The following is a 20,689-nucleotide window of genomic DNA, read 5'->3' as shown; positions in this document are numbered from 1 at the left end:
CACTTGAGGGAACCGTGTGAACATCTTGTGCTTTTGTTTGGAGATCCTTTAGAACTTCCCCACTCGTGATCTTTTGGGGTGGGGGGATTCCGTGCGTCCGGCACGTCCGCTGGTTCTTGTCGTTGTCTTCGTCCTGGCCGTGCTGGCCGGGACCGAGCAAGTCGCCCTCGCCGTGGGCCAGTCCACGCCCGTCCGCTTTGGGGCGGCTCCAGACCAGCGGTGGGGGTCCGCCGCCGGGCGCAGTCACACCGCGTCCGAGAACGCGACGGACGCCTCCGCGAAGGGCGGGCGTGAGGGCGCGCTTGCCGGAAAGGGCGAGCTGCCCGCCGAACAGAGCGACAGCGTCACCCGCCTGCCCAGCACCACTCGGACGCCCAAGCCCGGCTCGGTGGTTGAGACAGCGGCCCCCGGCGCCGTCGAGCCCCAGGGCTTCGACGCCAAGCGCAGCAAGGAGGTGGCGGGCGAGCGAGCGGAGCGCGAGCGCACCTACCTCAACCCGGACGGCACCTACACCACCCGCTTCTACACCGAGCCGGTCAACTTCCGGGCGAAGGACGGCGGCTGGAAGCCCATCGACACGACGCTGGTGCCCCAGGAGTCGTCGGGTCCCAGCACGATGAGCGTGGGCGGCGAGGGCTGGGAGACCGGTTCGACCGAGGCTCCGATCGAGTTCGCCGGAACGGCCGACGCCGACCCGGTGGTGCGGATGCAGGTCGACGACGGCGTCTCCGTCGGCTACGGCGTGGACGACGCCCACCCCGTCACCGGGCAGGCCGAGGACAGCACCCTCACCTACGAGAACGCGCGCCCCCACTCGGACGTGGAGTTCCTCGCGGGCAGCGACTCGGTCAAGGAGACCCTCGTCCTCAAGGACGCCGCCGCGCCCACCGAGTGGCGCTTCCCGCTTCAGCTGCAAGGGCTCACGGCAGCGCTTGATGAACACGGCAACGTGGTGTTCACCGACGTCGAGGGCGCCGTTCGCGCCTGGACGCCGGCCGGCTGGATGCAGGACTCCCACCTCGCCCCGGACTCCAACGAGGGCGTGATCTCCTCCGGCGTCACCTACGGCCTGACCGTGGAGGACGGCCGGCAGGTCCTGGTCGTCAAGCTGGACAAGGCGTGGCTGACGGCGCCCGAGCGGGTCTTCCCCGTCCGCGTCGACCCGTCGGTGATGTCCGTCGACGCCACGTCGGGCACGTACGTCGAGTACCCGTACAGCCAGAACTTCGCCTCGGACACCGTGCTGAAGGTCGGCACGTACGACGGCGGCAGCCACAAGGCCTCGGCGTTCCTGCGCTTCGCGGGGCTCGAGACCACCCTGAAGAACGCCTGGGTGATCAGCGCCAACCTCGCGCTCTACAACACCTGGTCGCAGTCGTGCACCGCCCGGCCGGTGACCGTGCACCCGATCACCTCGAACTGGGCCGAGTCCACGACCTCCAAATGGCCCGGACCCTCCACTGGTGCGTCGCTCGCGTCGAAGAGCTTCGCGCACGGCTGGCGGCCCGAAGGCACGACGACCTGGTCCTGCGGTGCCGCCTGGGAGACCATCAAACTCGGCTCGGCAGGCCGCAAGCTGGTCGACGACTGGACGCACGCCCGTAAGAAAAACTACGGCCTCGCGGTGAAGGCGTCCGCCACCGACTCCAAGAGCTGGAAGCAGTTCGGCTCCGACGACTACCCGAACGGCAAGCCGAGCCTGGACGTCACCTGGACCAAGTACGGCGCCGCCTACTCGCTCGGCGACTTCACCGCGCCGGTCACCGCCACCACCGAGGGCGTCGAGAAGGTCACCGTCACCAACCAGGGGCAGACGACCTGGCCCGCGGGCGGCGCCTACAAGCTGCGGTACAACCTGTTCGACGCGGCAGGCAAGGAGATCACCGACAGCGCCAAGATCCGCTGGACGGCGATGCCGCAGGCCATCTCGCCCGGCGAGTCGATCACGCTGGACGCGAAGGTCGCCCCGCTGACACCCGCCACGTACACCGTGCAGTGGACGATGGAGGAGGTCGGCGTCAGCCGCTTCACCGCCGCCGGCGTGCCGGGGGCGGCGGTGAAAGTCTCCGCGGTGAACATCCCGCCGCAGCTGACGGCGGAGTCGCCCGGCAGCGGCATCACCGTGAACACCCTCACCCCCACGCTCTGGGCGAAGGGCACCGACGCGGACCGCTACCCGAAAGCCGCCCTGCAGTACTCCTTCGAGGTGTGCGAGGTCGAGGGCAGCAACCTGCGCAAGAACTGCAAAACCGGTACGCGGGGCAACGAACAGCAGTGGGCGGTGCCGTCCGGCTGGCTGTCCTGGGGCAAGACGTACGCCTGGTACGGGTACGCCTACGACGGCTCCGCCACCTCCACGCGCCCCGGCGCGGCCCTGCTGACCACCCAGGTTCCGCAACCCGCCGTGACCAGCCACCTCGGCGGCGCGGACGAGGGCAAGGAGATCGGCACCCGGGAGGGCAACTACGTCACGGCGGCGACCGATGCCGCCCTGACCACCGTCGGCCCCGAGCTCTCGCTGACCCGGACGTACAACTCCCTGGACCCGCGCACCGGCGGCGCGTTCGGCACCGGCTGGTCCACCCGATGGGACATGCAGCTGAGGGAGGAAACGGCGACGTCGTCGGTCCTCGTCACCCTGTCCGACGGCTCGCAGGCGAGATTCGGCAAGAACGCCGACGGTACGTACACCGGCCCGTCCGGTGGCTCGCTCACTCTGGCCCACCAGTCCACCGACTGGGTTCTGCGGGAACGTTCCGGCGCCACCTACCGCTTCCTGGCGGGCGGTGCCCTCACCAAGATCAGCGATGTGGCGGGTCGCAGCCAGACCATCGCGCACGAGACGGCGACCGGCGGCCCGGTGACGAAGGTGACCGACGACCTGTCGGGCCGCTCTCTGTCCTTCGGCTGGACCGGAGCGCACGTCACCACCGTCACCACCAGCGCCATCGACGCGAGCACCCCGGGCCTGACCTGGTCGTACACCTACACCGGCGACCAGTTGACGCGGGTGTGCCCGCCGACGTCGACGACCAAGTGCACGGTGTACGAGTACGCCACCGGCTCGGTCTACCGCAGCGGCGTGCTGGACTCGGCCCCCACCTCCTACTGGCGTCTCGGCGAGCCCGAGGGTTCCGTCGCGGCCAGCGAGGCCGTGTCGCGCACCGGCCTGAACGACGCCGTGCACCGGGATACCCAGCTCGGCGCCGACTCGGCGATCGCGGGCACGGCGGACACCTCCGCGGGCTTCGACGGCGTCGACTCGGTCGTCGAACTGCCGGCGGACACACTGAAGACGTCAGCCTTCCCGACCATCGAGGTCTGGTTCAAGACGACCACGGTCGCCGGGGTCCTCGTCGGCTTTCAGAACGCCGACGTGGGTGAGAAGCCCACCACGGCGCTGCCGGTGCTGAACGTCGACGGCGCGGGCAAGCTGCGCGGGCGGTTCTACCTGTCCGGCGGCGCCTCCGCGGTGCCGATCACCTCACCGCAGGCGGTCACCGACGGCGCCTGGCACCACGCGGTGCTGACGGCCGCCGCCAACACCCAGAGCCTCTACCTGGACGGGGTGAAGCTCGGTTCGATCAACGGTGTCATCGCCGAGCAGTCTCGTGAGTACGCCTTCCTCGGCGCCGGTTACGCCAACGGCGGCTGGATGGACATGGCGGCGAACTGGTACCCGTTCAAGGGCCAGATGGACGAAGTCGCCTTCTACGACCACACCCTGGACCCCGCGACCATCGCCGAGCACTACGCCGCGCGGGCCGCCGTCGGCCAGCTGACGAAGGTCACCCTGCCCTCCGGCCGCCTGCACGCCACCGCGACGTACGACACCGTCAGCGGCCGGCTCACCGAGCACACCGACGACAACGGCGGCACCTGGAAGGTCTCGGCGCCCGCCTACTCGACCTCATCCTCCTCCTACGCGGACACCATCCAGCGCAGCGGCCCCACCGGCTACTGGCGGCTGGGCGAGCGGGGCGGCGCCGAAGCCGTCAGCCCGCTCGGCGAGGACCTCGCCGGAAGCTACCTGGACGGCACACGCCTGGGCAGCGCGGGCGTCTTCGCCGACGGCGACGACACCGCGGCGAGCTTCACCGGCGAGGGCGCGGTCGAGGTACCCGTCGAGTCGCTGGGCGCCAACACGGCGATGTCGCTGGAACTGTGGTTCAAGACCGCCGGTCCGGGGGTGCTGGTCAGCAACCAGGACGCGGACTTCGGCGACACCCCCACCGGCTGGCGGCCCATGCTGCTGATCGACGCCGCCGGCAAGCTGCGCGGCAGACTCTCGGGCAGCGGAAGCAGCCTACTGTCGAAGGAAGTCCTCACCGACGACACCTGGCACCACGTCCTGCTCACCGGAAACGTGGGCATGCAGGCGCTGTTCGTGGACGGCGACCTCCAGGGCAGCACGGCCACCGGCGTCGTCGCGGACCGCTACTCCCATGTCTTCGTCGGCGGCGGCTACTCGTCGACCGGCTGGGACGGACAGGCCTCCGGCTACCGCAACTTCACCGGCCAGATCGACGAGGTCGCCTTCTACGACAAGCCGCTCGTGACGTTCACGCAGACCTCGGGCGTGTGGAAGTACGTCCCGGTGGCCGCGGGCCAGACGGACGCCCCCAACCAGCACATCCAGGCACGCCGCAGTCTGGTCACCGGACGCGGCGACCAGTACGACGGCGTCGCTCTCGCCGACGCCCCGGCCGCCTACTGGCGCCTCGGCGAGGAAGAGGGCACCGCGCTGGGTAGCGAGGTCGGCGGCCCCGGCATGAGAGCCACCTTCCGCCCCGACACCGGCGCTACCTCGAAGCTCGACCAGACAGGCGTCTTCGGCTCGGGCGACGACCGTTCCGTGAAGCTCGGCGGTGGCGGCACGGTGCAGCTCCCCGCCTCGACTCTCGCCGGCACCACGGACCTGACTGCCGAGCTGTGGTTCCGCACCACAGCCGCGTCGGGCGTCCTGCTCGCCTTCCAGGACGCCCCCGTCGGCCAGACGCCCACCTCGGCGCTGCCGGTGCTGAACGTCGACGGCGCGGGCAAGCTGCGCGGGCGTTTCTACCTGTCCGGCGGCGCGTCCGCCACGCCCGTCACCTCGCCGACGGCGGTCACCGACGGCGCATGGCATCACGTCGTACTGACGGCCGCGAGCACCACCCAAAGCCTCTACCTGGACGGTGTGAAGCTGGGCTCGATCACCGGAGCGGTGGCCGACCAGAGCCGCACCTACGCCTACCTCGGCGGCGGCTACGCCAACGGCGGCTGGATGGACCTGCCCGCCGCCACCTACTACTTCAACGGTCAGCTCGACGAAGCGACCCTCTACCGGGGCTCCCTGACGGCCGACCAGGTCTCCGCCCACTACCGCGCCCAGGCCGAGGCCGCGGACTCGGGCCTGACGTCCACCGTGCAGGTCACCGACCCGCAGCAGCACACCAGCGCCACCAGCTACGACGCCCTGCGCGGCCAGCGCGTCGTCGCGGCGAAGGACGCCACCGGCGCGGTCACCTCGTACGCCTACGACTCGGCGAGCAACCTCCACACGGTCACCGATCCCAATGGCCACAGCGTGGTCACCGGCCACGACGCGCGCGGCAACGTCGTGTCGAGCACGACCTGCCGGGACGCCGACTCCTGCTGGACGAGCTTCGCCTCGTACTACCTCAACGCGAGCGACCCGCTCGACCCCCGCAACGACAAGCCGCTGACCCGCAGCGACCAGCGCTCGACCGACTACAAGGACGGCCGCTACCGCACCCAGTACGCCTACAACACGCTCGGCCTGCCTACGACCGTGACCCGCCCGGACGCCTCCACCGCCGTGACGACGTACACAGCGGGTACCGAGACCGCCGTCGGCGGCGGCACGGCCCCCGCCGGCCTCGTGCTGACCCGGACCACACCGGGCGGCGCGAAGACCTCGTACCGCTACTACGCGGGCGGCGACCTGGCCGAAGTGACCTCGCCGTCGGGCCTGGTGACGTCGTACACGTACGACGGACTCGGCCGGAAGACGACCGAGAAGCAGGTTTCCGACACGTTCCCGTCCGGCGTGAGCACTACGTACGCCTACGACGCCGCCTCCCATGTCGTCACCGAGACCGGCGCCGGCGTGCAGAACGAGATCACCCAGGTCACTCACACGGCCCTGATCAGCCGCGCCTACGACGAGGACGGCAACCTGCTGTCGGAGTCGACGAAGGACACCACGGGCGGCGACGCCGAGCGGGCCACGGCCTACACCTACGACGCCCACGGCCTCAACGAGAGCGCCACGGACGCCGAGCAGAACACCACCCGCTACGAGCACGACGAACTCGGCCGGGCCGTCGGCATGACCGACGCGGCGGGCACCCACTTCACGTACACCTACACGGCCCGCGGCCAGCACGCCACGACGGTCCTGGACGACTGGACGGGCGACCCGTCCGGCACCACGAGGGATCTGACGGTGGTGTCGAACGCCTACGACCCGGCCGGCCGTCTCGCCTCCACGACCGACGCGATGGGCGCGACGACCGCGTACACCTACTACGACGACGGTCTCGCGGCCACCACCACCGCCCAGCAGGTCACCCAGGCCGACGGCACCCGGCACGACATCGTGCTGGAGTCCGACGTCTACGACCCGGCAGGCAACCTCACCAAGCAGGTCACCGGCGGCGGCACGACCACGCAGACCTTCGCCGTGGACGCCCTGGGCCGCACCCTCACCAGCACCCTGGACCCGGCCGGCCTGAACCGCACCGCCACGTACACATACGACGGCGACGACCGCGTGAAGGAGCAGACGCAGACCATCTCGGGCGCCAAGAAGCTCACCACGACCTCCGAGTACGACGAGGCAGGCAACGTCACCAAGCAGACCCTCACGGACGGCGCCACGACCCACGTCACCACCGGCACCTACGACGACCGTGGCCTGCCGCTGACATCGGTCAGCCCGCGCGGCAACGTCACGGGCGCGGACCCGGCCGCGTTCACGACCACCTTCCGCTACGACGCGCTGGGCCGCCCGGTGCAGCAGTCCGCCCCGGCCGTCCAGACCGAGGAGGAGGGCGAAGAGTGGGTCACGCTCAGGCCGACCACCCTGACGGGTTACAACACGTTCGGCGAGGCCACCGAGACGAAGGACGTCCGCGGCAATGTGACCCGCAGCGAGGTCGACAGCCTCGGCCGCACCACCGCGGTCACCCTTCCCGACTACACCCCGCCGGGCAGCACCACCGCCCTGACGGCGACCGCCCGAACGACATACACGGCCCTCGGACTTCCACAGACGGCGACGGACCCGCTGGGCCGCGTCACCCGTTACGCCTACGACCAGTTCGGCCAGTTGACCACACAGACGGACCCGGCACCCGATGCCGCCACGGCCGTGGCGGCGGAGACCGACCCGGACCTCCTCAACCCCGCCGGCGCGGACGGCGGCGGTGTCACCCGCACCACCTGGACTCCCACCGGCCTCCAGCTCTCGGTCACCGACCCGATGGGCGCGCGCACCGAGGCGACGTACGACGAACTGGGCAGGCAGCTGACGGCGACAACCGTCGAGCGCTACCCGAGCACCGCCAACCTGGTCAGCCGCTACACGTGGGACGACGCGAGCAACCAGACCAGGTCGACGACGCCGTCCGGCATCAGCACGACGAGCACGTACAACGCGGCCGGTGAGCCGAAGACGGTGACGGACCCGGCCGGAACGACCAAGGTCGACTACGACGGCCTGGGCCGCCGGACGGAGACGACGGACGCGACCAGCCGCCGCACCACGGTGGCCTACGACGCCCTCGGGAACGTCACAGGGACCACCGACTACGGCATGGGTACGACGGCGCTGCGCACGGCGACCGCCGAGTACGACGTGGAAGGCAACCGCACGGCCACCGTCTCCGCACAGACCAACGCCCGCACCACGTACGTGTACGACGCGCTGGGCCGGCTGCGGAGGCAGACCGAACCGGTCTCCGCGACCGATTCGATCACCACGACCTTCGGCTACGACGCGGCGGGCAACCGCACCAGGATGACGGACGGCCGCGACCAGGAGACCGACTACACCTTCAACACCTGGGGCCTGCCCGAGTCGACGATCGAACCGATCACACCGGCCCACCCGAACGCGTCCGACCGCGTCTGGACGACCGTGTACGACAAGGCCGGCCAGGCGGTGACCGAACTGCTGCCCGGCGGTGTGAAGCGCGAGCGCACGTACGACGGCCTCGGCCGCCTCACGAGGGAGACGGGCAGCGGCGCGGAGGCGCCGACGACGACCCGCACCCTGGAACACGACCTGACCGGCCGCCTGACGGCGATCGGCACGGCGGACGGCCTGACCCGCGACACGTACACCTACAACGACCGAGGTGCGCTGCTGACTGCCGAAGGCCCGGGCGGAAGCTCCTCATACGCCTACAACGCCGACGGCAGCATGACCGAGCGCACCACCACGGCGGGCACGACCGACTACACGTACGACGCCGCGGGCCGTATCGACACCGTCCGGGACTCGATCACCGGCAACAACGTCCTGTACGACTTCGACGCGGCGGGCCGCCCGAGCGTGGAGCAGTACGCCGCAGGCCAGACGGTCACGGCCAAGCGCACGTACGGCTACGACCCGTTGGGCCGCGCGCAGTCGGACACGGTGGCCTCGCCCGACGGCACGACGACCGCCGCCTCGACGACGTACGGCTACGACCTGGACGACAACCTGACGTCGAAGAAGACGACGGGCACGGCGGGCGCGGGCACGAACACCTACGCCTACGACTACGCGAACCGCATGACGTCCTGGACGAAGGACGGCACGGCGACGACGTCGTACGAGTGGGACGCGGCAGGCAACCGCACCCAGGCCGGCGCGACTACGGCGACCTTCGACGCCCGCAACCGCCAGCTGACGGACGGCACGACGACGTACACGTACACGGCAAGAGGAACGCTCTCCTCGGTCGCCACAGGCAGCGGCCCGGCCCGTTCGCTCACCTTCGACGCCTTCGAACGCAAGATCACTGACGGCGGCACGACCTACTCGTACGACTCCCTGGACCGAGTCCAGACCCACGGCTCGACGACCTTCACCTACGACGGAGGCTCCAACAACCTCGCGAGCGACGGGACCACGGACTACAACCGCACCCCGGAGGGCTCGCTGCTCTCCCTCTCCACGGGCACGACGAAGCAGTGGGCCCTGACAGACCAGCACGCCGACCTGGTCGCGGGCCTGACGGCCGACGGCAGGACGGTGACCGGTTCGACGTCGTACGACCCCTTCGGCAAGAAGACGGCAACCGCCGGCTCCACCCCGGCGGTCGGCTACCAGTCCGGCTGGACGGACCCGACGACCGGCGACGTCAACATGGCGGCACGCTGGTACCAGCCGGGGACGGGGGCTTTCGGGTCGCGGGATACGTGGCAACTGGACCCGATGCCGTCCTCTCGTGGCAACCGGTACCTTTACGGCGGCGGAAATCCTTTGATGTGGACGGATCCCACTGGTCATAGCTGGGACTGGGGCCACTACTTGAGCGTCGCGGAGAACCTGGTGAGGCCGTCTCCTCTGGGTGTCTTCTTCACCGCGTTCATGGGAGGAAGCGACAGCATCGGTGACGACTGCTGGGGAATGCCGTGCTACCTCACCTATTCCCACGCCTCTACCAAGGAGCTGTTCTGCGACAGCCACCCCTGGACGGCGCAGTGTGGCGGCAGCGGGAGGTCCGCCTACAGCAGCGGCGGAGGCGGGTCGACGTCGAGGAGGGGAGGCGGACACTACGGTGGCGGCTCCACGACCGTCAGCGACCGCTGCAACGGCACATGCACAACAAAGCCGACGACGCCCCCGAAACCGCCAATCGACCAGAACCCCAACAACGGACCCCGCCCTACGGTTGCCCCCACTCGCCCCAAGGCGGCACCGGATTGGACCGACGCGATATGGACCGCCGGCCAGGGAGTCAGCGCGACGGTGACAGCCCAGGCGATGCTCGACCTGGCCGGTATCACGGCTTTCATCCCTATTGAGGCGCTGGCCCAGAACGCGCTGCTCGGCGACGGCAACGGGACGGGCACGGACACCCAGAACCGGGGCGACTGCCGTCGCGGCGGAGAGGGCTGGGTCGACTTCGGCGATCTCGACAGCGCGAACGGCAACCGGGCCACCGGTGTGGAAGCGTGCCTGGACAGCGACTACCTTGCCGAGCACAAGGGAAGCAAGACCGATACGAGTAAGGTCTCCCCTGCTGGCTATCAGTGGGGCAAGGCTTACGCGGGGTACCTCGGCCTCAACTCCAAAATCTCGATCAACGCTTGCCATCTGCTCGGTGACGCCCTCAGCGGATCGGGAACGGATCTGCGGAACCTTGCAACGTGCTCACGCCAGGCGAACTTCGCCATTAACGGTGACGGTCGCATCGAGGACCACATGTACTCCTACGAGAGCCGGGTGAAGAGCGCCATCGACAGTGGACAAGTGGTGCACTACACCGTGACACCCCACTACGCGGGTTCGAGGACGGTTCCGGTGTCCTTCGACCTCACGGCCCGGGGTACCAGGCCCGACGGTTCCCCCGGCATCTCCTTCAGCCAGCCCGTCCCGAACTCGGTCTACAGCCCGCGGCAGGGAATGAAGAACCTCGGCACGGTCACGGACAGTCGCACCGGCCTTGCCGTGCCGACCGGCTCGATGCCGTAACAACCTTTGAGAGGTGATGGATTCGTGTCCTGGCTTGAAGAAGTGAGGCGCATCATGCCCTCCCATCCGGGGGCCGGTGATTCCGTGGACTGGGATTCCATTGAAGCCAGTTGGGGAACGCGCTTCCCCAGCGACTACAAGGAGTTCATGGCCGAGTACGGTGAAGGCGCCATCGATGACTACCTGGCGTTGTTGGCGCCTGAGGCTCACGTTGATCCTGGCGATGCCTCCTATATGGGCATGCAGCAGGAATCAGCGAACGCTGAGGACGTGTGGCGGGCTGCCAAGCCAGGAGCAGCGGAGATTCCGCGCCTCATCGCCTGGGGAGGGGATTCCAGCGCGGACATTCTGTGCTGGCTGGCCACGGACTCCGATCCGGACAAGTGGTCCGTGGTGGTGTGGGGCCGGGGCGACGCGCGATGGACCGAGTATGCGTGTGGAATGCTGGAATTCTTGTGCCGCTTGTTTCGTGCGGAATTCGACGAGTGTCCGCTGGGTGATGTCTCGCTCTGGGGGGTCGGTTCCGCTCGCTTCCTGCACAAGGAGGAGGAGCAGCGGCTCCGGAAGGCCGGAATCTCCCCATGGACCGGTGAACCCGATCCGTTCGCGGGTATGTTCGGAGACTGAGCGAACCCCTCTCAAGTGGCGGTCAGCGGGGTCGCCGGGGATGAACGAGACCGGTCCGAGCCTTAGACGCCCGCCAACGACATCTGATGCCTGCGGGAGCGAGCGGCTCCAGAATCGGCCTGCGGAACTGATAGCAGAGTACGAGGAGGCCAACTCCCCGTACCTCAACCATGAGGTGGAGAAGGAAATCAGGAACTCCATCAAATCGGGCAAACGCCTGGCGTTTCCGTGGTCCCGCACTGCGGCGGTGACATCCCGGCCGAAATCGACAACCCGGGGGTATCCTTCGGACTTTCCGGGAAAATGACGAGGATGAAGGAAAACTATCTTGGGCGAGTGTTGGACATGCTTGGTGATCCGGTGTGGCGAAACCGAGATTCCGAGGCATGGCGGAAGCTGGAGGCCGAGCTGGGCGTGGGTCTCCCAGCGGACTACAAGGAGATCGTCGATGCTTACGCTCCCGTTCGCATCAATGGCCATCTGTACCTGAGCCATCCAGCGACGGAGCGTTGGAACCTGGGCGAGTCGATTCGGAGTACGGCCGATTCCTGGTCGCAGATCGATTGGGATGATGTGGACGTTGAAGGGGATCCGCGTATTTCCCTCGGCGTAGCAGAGTTGATCTTTGGCGGTCCGGACGGGTTGATACCAATCGCTAGTACCGATCGTGGCGATACGATCTTTTACGCGCCCCGGGGAGGGGATGGGATAGGGGCGCTCTTCATTGAAAACGAAGGCGAGTTCTTTGAGTTCTCGTTCTCGTTCGCGGAGTGGCTTTACCTCTGGCTCACCGGTGAGGAGGTTACTGGGCCAGGTGGCTCTGCTTTCTACCCCGGTCCTGTGGTGCTGCAGGACCTGCCAATGACTCCCGACGAGCGTCCGGAGACGCGGTACGGACCACCCCGCGGAATGTGATCCAGGCACCGAAGTCGAAGCAGCGAGTGAGTGGAATGAAGCAAGTGAGCGAAGAGAGACCGGAGATGGTCAGAGGTCGTCTCCGACGGTCTGTGGTGCTGTGGGCTGCCGTGGCCCTGGCCGGGCTGGGTGTGGTGGGGTGTTCGGCGGCCGGTGCTGCCGGTACCGGTGAGCCGGCGGGTGAGGAGGGTGCGCCGGTGGGCTCTGTGTCCGCGTCGGCGAGTTCGTCGAGCGGGTCTGCTTCACTGAGCCCCGCTCCGAGTCGCTCGGCGACCGCATCGCCGACGCCCTCACCGTCGAAGTCCTCGGCTCCGCGGGTGACGAAGGAATCGTCGGCGCATGTGGGCGGCGGTGGCTCCGGCAAGTCGAGCGGTTCGGGTACGACTGGTCGCGGGTCGAGTGGAGGGAACGGGTCAGGTTCTGTTCCGCAGAACCCCAATCGTGGCCCGAACCCTCCACCCGCGCCGCCCCGTCCGGCTCCCACGCCGGAGTGGAGTTCGGCGGAATGGCAGCCTGGCGATCCGGTCGCGACGGTGCCCGGCTCGGGGGCCGACCAGGGGTGAGTCGGGCGTGCCGTCTGGCTGAGGCAAAGTCCTCGTCACGCCTGGGCAGGGCTGACATAGGCTGTGACGCCCGGTAACCGATTCACAGAGAGGCCGACGGCGCGTGTCCGACAGACCGTCCGAAGAGCACAGGTCCGGTTCGGAAGAGGGGGGCGGGGACGGGGCTTCTCCCCAGCCCGGCAGCGGCTCCATATCCGATGAGGAGTGGGCGAGGTTCCTCCAGGACAGCGAACGGGGGATAGCGTCCGCGCCGAAGGAGCCGTCCGCGCGGGCCCGTATGGTCACGGAGCGGCTGCGGCAGCAGGAGGCGCGCGGCGAGTTGCCCGAGAGCTGGCGTGCGGGTCCGTCCCGGCAGGAGATACAGGGGAGAGCCAATCGGAAGCGGCGGCTGTGGGTCATCCTCGGCCTGCCCGTCGTGATCGCCCTGGCCGTTGTCGCGATGAAGCCGTCGGTGTTGCCCGGTGATCCGTTCGGCGCCGGGGGGTCGGAGGCTGCGGCGTCCGCGTCACCGTTGCCGGTTGAGACGGCGGCGCCGACGAGGGCGCCCGAGGCGGTGGACCCCCAAACCCCCACGCTGGAACGGCCGTTCGCTGGTTCCCCGGCCTTGCAGTGGGCCGACGGCGCCGCCGGCATCGTCCTGCCGAAGGCGACCCCGATCGGATCGCTGTCCAAGGCCCAGGTGGAGCAGGCGCTGCAGCAGACCAGGAAGCTGCTGATCGACTCCAACCTCGACCCGGCCACCCTGCGCGGCGAACGTCCCACGGCGGCGCTCTCGGTGATCGAACCACGGCAGAAGGAACTGCTCGACGAGCTGAACACCGGGCTGAGCAAGCCGGACAAGGAACACGACCCGCTGGCGATGTTCAGCCGCTTCGACCCCAAGGAACTGCGGCTGGCGGGCAGCGTGGTCAAGACGCGGGGGCGGATGACGTTCAAGGCCGGTGAGCAGGCCTCCGTCGTCGTGCACGCCGACTACACCTTCGTCTACCCGGTGGTGCGCGTCGCCAAGGACGTCCCGACCGAGGTGTCCCGCACCATCGTGCGCCGCGTGCTCGACCTCGAGCTCCCCGATCCCGCCAAGTACGCGGTCACCCCGGGGAAGATCGCCGTCAGGAAGTACGACCGGGACATCGGCAACTCCGCGTGCGACGTCTATGACGGCTTTCTGCACCCTCACTTCGACTCGGCCGAACCTACAGGCGCGCCTCCGACCGGGCCGACGACGGACCCGTACGACCGCAGTCACAACCTCGACGAGAACCGCGACGAGAGCTGCGGCGTGGTGTCCCGCACCTGACCTTGCATCGCCTTCAGACCACGTATCAGTGCGTGCAACCGGGCCGGAGTCGTCGTGAGGACGACCTCCGGCTCGTCGCTTTCGCGGAGGTGGAGGGCACCGGTGGGGGCGGCGGCGACGTTGACGCAGTTCGAGCCGTCGCCGCTGTAGGACGACTTCTGCCAGTGGAGGGTCTGCACGGGCGGTCCTTTCACAGGTCCTGTATGCGGTTGTGGATGAAGTCGCTTGACTCGGTGGTGGTCAGAGCGCAGGACTCCATGCGGTCGAGTACAGCCCGGTACTTTTCCAACTGGGCCTCCGCGTCGAGGAATTCGCAGGCACCGTGGTGTGAGTCAAGTTGAACCGTGTCGAGTTGGGGGAGCGGACCTTCCACGAAGTCGAAGGACTGGCCCGTGGTCGGGAAATCGTCCGTGTCGAAGGGGATGACGCGGATGGTGACGTGCGGTAGTTCGGTCATGTCGAGCAGGTGTTTCAGCTGGCCGCGCGTGACGACCGGGCCGCCGAAGCCCATGCGCAGCGCCGCCTCGTGAATGATTGCCGTGTACGGGCGCGGGTTCTCCCTGTGCAGGACACCTTGCCGTTTCATGCGGTGGGTGAGGCGGTGCTCGACCTCGTACTGCCGCATGGGTGGGACCACGGCTTGAAACAGGGCTCGAGCGTGGTCGGTCGTCTGGAGCAGCGCCGGGATGTGGAACAGGAGGGCCACGCGGAGCGCGGTGGCGTGGTGCTCCAGTTCGGCCAGGTCGACCAGTGCCACGGGTACGTGGTCGCGGTACTCCTCCCACCAGCCGCGAGTGCGTCGCCCCGTCATTGCGGCAAGGGCGTCGACAAGCCGTCCGTCGGAGCAGTCGTAGGCATGGGCCATGGAGCGGATGCGGTCGGCGCTGATTGGAGTGCGCCCCGTCTCGATCATGCTGACGCGCGCCTGGTTGACGCCGAGCAGTTGGGCGGCGCCGGTGGTCGTGAGCCCGGTGCGCTCGCGGAGTTTGCGCAGTTCCGCGCCCAGCCTCCGCTGACGGAGCGTGGGGCTGTTGGTGGGCGGCACGGAGTCTCCTTCCTGGCCGCAATGCGACGCGCCGGTCCCTCACACGAGTGAAGGTTGGAGGCTTACTGTCGATTTAGTTAGATCTATCTAACCATCTGTCCTACGGTGGTCACGTACCCGCTCAACATCCCGCGCCCCATGAGTCGGAAGCGCACCAAGCCAGGCAAGCCACCGCCCGGCGTGGACGTGAGCGAGTCGCCAAGTCCCTTCCCATCCCTTTCCTGCACCCCCTCCCCTTCCTCCCGGAGGTCCTCATGGTCACCGTAGCCCCGCCCGACGTCTGGGTGTACGCGCTCCGTCTGCCGCATGACCCCAGAGCCGCACGTGTCGCACGTATGACCGTGCGGGCGGCGCTGGGTGGGCATGGCATGGGTGAAGTGCTGGACGTCGTCGAGTTGTTGACGTCGGAGATGGTCGCCAACGTGTACCTGCACACCGACGGGCCCGCATCGCTCCGGCTCACCGCCCCGGGGGACGGGCGGCTCAGGGTCGGCGTCTGGGACAGCCACCCGTATATCCCCGCGCCCTTCGCCAAGCCTCCCGGGGATCGGCTGTCGCCCGTGCCGGTCGACGGTGAGGGCGGGCGCGGGCTGTACCTGGTGCAGGAGTACGCGGACTGGTGGGGCGGCTGGGCGCTTGGGCGCGGGGCGGGAAAGCTGCTGTGGTTCGAGGTCGGCGGGCAGGGGAAGGCGTTGCGCGCAGCCTGAGGACCGGACCGCCCGGCCCACCCGACTACGACTCCTCGGAGACCTCCCCGCACAACCCCCGCAGCACCACCCCGCACCGCCGTGCGTACGCCTGCTGCAACCCGCGGCTCGCGGGGCCGGCCGCCCTCGCGTACCACTTCGCGGCGCGGCTGAAGGCCGACACCGTGAGCCAGACCGTGCCGTCGCCCGTGCGGTCGACGAGGAAGGACTCCTCGCCGCACTCGGGGTGGCCGGGGAGCGTGCCGTACGCCCAGCCGGCGCGGCGGTGTTCGTCCACCGTCCAGACCACGCGGCAGGGGGCCTTGATGAGGCCGGCCAGGGTGACCGTGACGTCGACGTCCGGGGCCGCGCGTTCCGCGGAGGCGTCGATGCCGACGCCCAGGGCTCGGTGCATCTCCCAGGTCAGGACGGCTTCCGCGGCGCGGCGGAAGACCTCGTGGCCCTCGCCGAGGCGGGTGCGGACGTGCAGGGCGTGGAAGCCCGGCGGGCAGAAGCCGGGGCGGTCGCGCGTCGCGCCGACGTCGGTGTAGGTGAAGTCCTGGGGAGACATGGGGCCCAAGCGTAGGGCGGCACCCGGGGATGCCTTCGTCCCGGGTGCCGCCTTGGCTCAACTAACGCTTGTTCAGCTGACGTTGACGGCGGACCAGGCCGCCGCGACAGCCTTGTACTCGGTGCTGCTGGTGCCGCCGTACAGCGCCGAGGCCGCGCTCAGCGTGCCGGCGCGCGCCGCCTTGTAGTTCGTCGTCGACGTGAAGTACGTCGTCAGCGCCTTGTACCAGATCTGCAGGGCCTTGTCGCGGCCGATGCCGGTGACCGTGGAGCCGTTGGACGTCGGCGAGTTGTAGGTCACGCCGTTGATGGTCTTGCTACCGCTGCCCTCGGACAGGAGGTAGAAGAAGTGGTTCGCGACGCCCGAGGAGTAGTGGACGTCCTTGTTGCCGACGGAGGAGGACCAGGAGTCCGCCGAGCCGCCGTCCTTGCTGGGCTTGTCCATGTAGCGCAGCGGGGTGCCGTCGCCGTTGATGTCGATCTTCTCGCCGATGAGGTAGTCGCCCTTGTCGGACGGGTTGTTGGCGTAGAACTCGACACCGGTGCCGAAGATGTCCGAGGTGGCCTCGTTGAGGCCGCCGGACTCGCCCGAGTAGTTCAGGCCGGCCGTGTTCGCGGTGACGCCGTGGCTCATCTCGTGGCCGGCCACGTCCAGCGAGGTCAGCGGGTGCGTGTTGCCGTCGCCGTCGCCGTACGTCATGCAGAAGCAGCTGTCGTCCCAGAAGGCGTTGACGTACGCGTTGCCGTAGTGGACGCGCGAGTAGGCGCCGACGCCGTTGTTCTTGATGCCGCTGCGGCCGAAGGTGGACTTGTAGAAGTCCCAGGTCTCCTGCGCGCCGTAGGCGGCGTCGGCGGCCGCGGTCACGTCGGCGGTGGAGCTGGAGGCGGCGCCGGTGCCCCACGTGTTCGTGGTGTTGGTGAACAGGGTGCCGGTGCCGTTGCTGCTGGTGTGCTTCAGGTTGTACGTCTTGTGACCGCCGCGCGAGGCGTCGGTCAGCGAGTACGTCGAGCCCGACAGCGTGGTGGTGAGACTGACGGTGCCCGAGTACAGCGTCTTGCCGGTGCCGGTCGCGTTCTCGATGCCCTGGTACTCGTACAGCTTCTTGCCGGTGGCCGCGTCGGTGATGACGTGCAGCTCGCTCGGGGTGCCGTCGTCCTGGAGGCCGCCGACGACGGTCTCGTAGGCGAGGACGGGCGTGCCGTTCGCGGCCCAGATCACCTTGCGGGGGGCCTGGTCGGCGGCGGTGGAGTCCGAGCCCGCGGCCTTGGCGGCGGTCAGCGCCTGCTTCTCGGCCTTGGCGGTGGCGACCTTCGGGGTCAGCGTGGCCACCTTGATGGTGGCCGGGTTGGCCTTGGTGACGCCCTTGGCCGCGCCCGTGGCGGACTCGTGGACGACGAGGTCGCCGCCGAGGACCGGCAGGCCCGCGTAGGTGCGCTCGTAGCGGGTGTGGACCGAGCCGTCGGCGTCCTTCACGACGTCCTTGACGACCAGCTTCTCCTTGGCGCCGAGACCTATCGTCTGAGCGGTCTCGGGCGCGTCGGCCTGCTGCTGCTGGATGAGCGTGGTGCGGGCGGCGGCCGACAGCTGGACCGGAGCGGCCAGCGGGACCGCCTTGCCGGTGGACTCCGCCGGGGTCTGGGCGGCAGCGGTACCGGCGGTCAGGCCGGTGGTGACCAGGGCTCCGGCCGCGACGGCGGTGGCGATGGCCAGAGTGGTGCGCTTGTGACGCGCGTAGAGGGAGGTCACACAAGCTCCTTGATGTGGGGGGTCCGGGCGGCGTGGGGCGGCCGTCCGTGACGGGTGTGAAGTTGTGCGGCGGGTGAAGGAAGAGTGACATCAAGGCGCGTACATGTCAGGACCCCGAAGTGATGTTGGCTGAAAGTCGACTGTCTGGTGAACGTTGCCGGAATGTAAACGGAGTTGACCTCGGCAAAGGGACAACAGGGCGTCGGTAAGCGGCCGGTAAAGAGGGGTGCCGCCCCGGGGAGGTCGAACCCCCGCCCGGGACGGCGTTCTGTGCGGTGCCCGCGGCCTACGGGAAGGTCAGCTTCCAGCTGTTGATGTAGCCGGTGTCCTGAGCCGCGTTGTCCTGGACCCTCAGCTTCCAGGTTCCGTTGGCGACTTCGGAGGAGGCGTTCACCGTGTACGTGGTGTTCAGGTTGTCCGTGCTCCCGCCGGTGCCGTACGCCTTCAGCGTGTACGCCGTGCCGTCGGGCGCGACCAGCTGCACCTGGAGGTCACCGATGTAGGTGTGGACGATGTCGACCGCCACCGCGAGGTTCGACGGAGCGTTGCCCGTGCGCCCGGAGACGGTGATCGACGAGGTGACCGCCGCACCGTTGTCCGGAATCGATACGTCGGCGGTGTTCTCGAAGGAGGTGCCGCCGCCGGTGCCGCCGCCGGAACGCGCGCCGACCGCGACGGCCGCCCACGCGTCCTGCACCGCCTTGTACTCGGCGGAGGTGGTGCCGTACAGATCACCGGCCGCCGCCAGCGTGCCGGTGCGGGCACTCGCGTAGTTGGTGGTGGACGTGAACTTCGTCGTCAGCGCCCGGTACCAGATCTGCAGCGCCTTGTCGCGGCCTATGCCGGTGACCGGAAGCCCGTCCGAGGTGGGCGAGTTGTAGCTGACGCCGTTGATGACCTTGGCGCCGCTGCCCTCGCTCAGCAGGTAGAAGAAGTGGTTCGCGGGGCCCGACGAGTAGTGCACGTCGAGGTTGCCGAGGCCCGAGTACCAGCTGTCCTTGGACGCGCCGTCCTTGCTGGGCTTGTCCTGGTAGCGCAGCGGGGTGCCGTCGCCGTTGATGTCGATCTTCTCGCCGATGAGGTAGTCGCCCACGTCGGACGCGTTGTTGGCGAAGAACTCGACGCCCGTGCCGAAGATGTCCGAGGTCGCCTCGTTGAGGCCGCCGGACTCGCCGCTGTAGGTCAGGTCCGCGGTGTTGGAGGTGACGCCGTGGCTCATCTCGTGGCCGGCCACGTCGAGGGCGGTCAGCGGGTCGGCGTTGCCGGAGCCGTCGCCGTACGTCATGCAGAAGCAGCTGTCGTCCCAGAAGGCGTTGACGTACGCGTTGCCGTAGTGGACGCGCGAGTAGGCGCCGACGCCGTTGTTCTTGATGCCGCTGCGGCCGAAGGAGGACTTGTAGAAGTCCCAGGTCTCCGCGGCCCCGTAGTGCGCGTCGGCGCCCGCGGTGGCGGCGTTCGACGTGGTGCCGTTGCCCCAGGTGTCGCTGGTCTGCGAGAACAGCGTGCCGGTGCCGGACGTGCCGCGGTTGAGGTTGTACGTCTTGTGGTTGCCGCGCGCGCCGTCGTTCAGCGTGTAGTTCGACCCCGACTGCGTCGTCGTCAGCGTGACCTGGCCGCTGTACTGGGTGTTGCCGATGCCGGTCTTGATGCCCTGGTACTCGAAGAGCTTCGCGCCGGTGGCCGCGTCCGTGATGACGTGCAGCTGGTTCGGCGTGCCGTCGTCCTGGAAGCCGCCGACGACCGTCTCGTACGCCAGGGTGGGCTTGCCGTTCGCCGCCCAGATCACCTTGCGGGGCGCGGAGTCGGCAGCGGAGCTGGTGCCGCCGAGGGCCTTGGCGCGCTTGACCGCCTGCTGCTCGGCCGCCGCCGCGGTGACGCTCGGGCTGAGCCCGGAGACCTTGATGGCGGCGTTCGTCGCCTTGATGACGCCCTTGGTGGCGCCCGACGCGGCGGTGTCGACGACCAGGTCGCCGCCGAGGACCGGCAAGCCGGCGTAGGTGCGCTCGTAGCGGGTGTGCAGCGTGCCGTCGGCGTCCTTGACGACGTCCTTGACGACCAGCTTCTCCTGCGAGCCGAGGCCGATGGACGCGGCGGTCTGCGCCTTGGCGGCGTCCGCGTCGCGGATCAGCTCGGTGCGCTGCGAGGGGGAGAGCGCGAGGGCCGCGTGGGCCGCGTTGCCCTTGGCCGCCTGCGGTGCCTTCTCCGGGGCGGCGGTCGCGGCGCCGGACTGCACGGCGGCGGCGATGAGCGCGGACACGCCGACGAGGGCGACGGCCGCGGCACGGCGGGGGGTGGTGTGGGGGGTGCGTCTGCGAGAGGGACTGCTGCTCAACACTGACTCCTTCTGCGCGGCCACGGGTCACGCGGCCAGGGGAGACCCGACGGCGGGTGAGCCGTGCGGGCACGACAAAGGCGGTACGCAGAACAAAGGCGGTACGTGGAGCGTGCACGTCGAACGCGTGCGACTGTGGGGTTGCTGTGACGTAGCAGTGGGAAGAGTGGCAGTGGATTGCGCTGTCTGTCAGGACCGCGTCAGGAAGTTGGCC

General features: G+C 68.9%; 10 protein-coding genes. 5 read left to right on the top strand and 5 right to left on the bottom strand.

All coding sequences use genetic code 11. The features are described from left to right. The first annotated feature begins 91 nt into the window (after positions 1-91). The 4 genes from ACIBTS_RS11180 to ACIBTS_RS11165 all read left to right on the top strand — a co-directional run bounded on the left by ACIBTS_RS11180 (position 92) and on the right by ACIBTS_RS11165 (position 14,095). A complete protein-coding gene (locus ACIBTS_RS11180) occupies positions 92-10,693 on the top strand; it encodes a LamG-like jellyroll fold domain-containing protein (protein WP_399318409.1) in 10,602 nt (3,533 codons plus the stop codon). A gap of 24 nt (positions 10,694-10,717) precedes the next feature. Then, the gene (locus tag ACIBTS_RS11175; protein ID WP_399318407.1) at positions 10,718-11,320 is read left to right on the top strand and encodes an SMI1/KNR4 family protein; all 603 of its coding nucleotides are present in this window, start codon (positions 10,718-10,720) and stop codon (positions 11,318-11,320) included. 312 nt (positions 11,321-11,632) lie between these two features. Continuing rightward, positions 11,633-12,235 (top strand): SMI1/KNR4 family protein, encoded by a 603-nt coding sequence (locus ACIBTS_RS11170; RefSeq protein ID WP_399318405.1) that lies wholly within the window; start codon positions 11,633-11,635, stop codon positions 12,233-12,235. 666 nt (positions 12,236-12,901) lie between these two features. Next, positions 12,902-14,095 (top strand): hypothetical protein, encoded by a 1,194-nt coding sequence (locus ACIBTS_RS11165; RefSeq protein WP_399318403.1) that lies wholly within the window; start codon positions 12,902-12,904, stop codon positions 14,093-14,095. Here the strand turns inward: ACIBTS_RS11165 and ACIBTS_RS11160 are convergent. Both ACIBTS_RS11160 and ACIBTS_RS11155 read right to left on the bottom strand, forming a co-directional pair. Further along, positions 14,041-14,274 (bottom strand): DUF397 domain-containing protein, encoded by a 234-nt coding sequence (locus tag ACIBTS_RS11160; RefSeq protein WP_399318401.1) that lies wholly within the window; start codon positions 14,272-14,274, stop codon positions 14,041-14,043. The two genes, ACIBTS_RS11165 and ACIBTS_RS11160, sit on opposite strands and share 55 nt — an antisense overlap. A gap of 11 nt (positions 14,275-14,285) precedes the next feature. After that, a complete protein-coding gene (locus ACIBTS_RS11155) occupies positions 14,286-15,140 on the bottom strand; it encodes a helix-turn-helix domain-containing protein (protein ID WP_399318399.1) in 855 nt (284 codons plus the stop codon). 254 nt (positions 15,141-15,394) lie between these two features. On the opposite strand from ACIBTS_RS11155, the gene ACIBTS_RS11150 reads away from it, so the two are divergent. Further along, positions 15,395-15,847 (top strand): ATP-binding protein, encoded by a 453-nt coding sequence (locus ACIBTS_RS11150; protein WP_399318397.1) that lies wholly within the window; start codon positions 15,395-15,397, stop codon positions 15,845-15,847. 25 nt (positions 15,848-15,872) lie between these two features. Here ACIBTS_RS11150 and ACIBTS_RS11145 read toward each other — a convergent pair whose 3' ends face one another. The 3 genes from ACIBTS_RS11145 to ACIBTS_RS11135 all read right to left on the bottom strand — a co-directional run bounded on the left by ACIBTS_RS11145 (position 15,873) and on the right by ACIBTS_RS11135 (position 20,475). Next, positions 15,873-16,397, bottom strand: a complete 525-nt coding sequence (locus ACIBTS_RS11145) for a DUF1990 domain-containing protein (protein ID WP_399318395.1) — start codon at positions 16,395-16,397, stop codon at positions 15,873-15,875. Between the two features lie 72 nt (positions 16,398-16,469). Continuing rightward, entirely contained in the window at positions 16,470-18,143 is a 1,674-nt protein-coding gene (locus ACIBTS_RS11140; RefSeq protein WP_399318392.1) for a M4 family metallopeptidase, read from the bottom strand. Positions 18,144-18,429: 286 nt separating this feature from the next. Then, entirely contained in the window at positions 18,430-20,475 is a 2,046-nt protein-coding gene (locus tag ACIBTS_RS11135; protein ID WP_399318390.1) for a M4 family metallopeptidase, read from the bottom strand. Positions 20,476-20,689 lie beyond the last annotated feature (214 nt).

It is taken from the genome of Streptomyces sp. NPDC050121, assembly GCF_044460385.1.
GTDB classification, from domain to species: domain Bacteria; phylum Actinomycetota; class Actinomycetes; order Streptomycetales; family Streptomycetaceae; genus Streptomyces; species Streptomyces soliscabiei.
This window is presented reverse-complemented; position numbering and strand designations above follow the sequence as displayed.

Coding starts and splice junctions, on each gene's coding strand:
- ACIBTS_RS11170 (WP_399318405.1), top strand. CDS start 11,633: ATGAAGGAAAACTATCTTGGGCGAGTGTTGGACATGCTTGGTGATCCG.
- ACIBTS_RS11150 (WP_399318397.1), top strand. CDS start 15,395: ATGGTCACCGTAGCCCCGCCCGACGTCTGGGTGTACGCGCTCCGTCTG.
- ACIBTS_RS11145 (WP_399318395.1), bottom strand. CDS start 16,397: ATGTCTCCCCAGGACTTCACCTACACCGACGTCGGCGCGACGCGCGAC.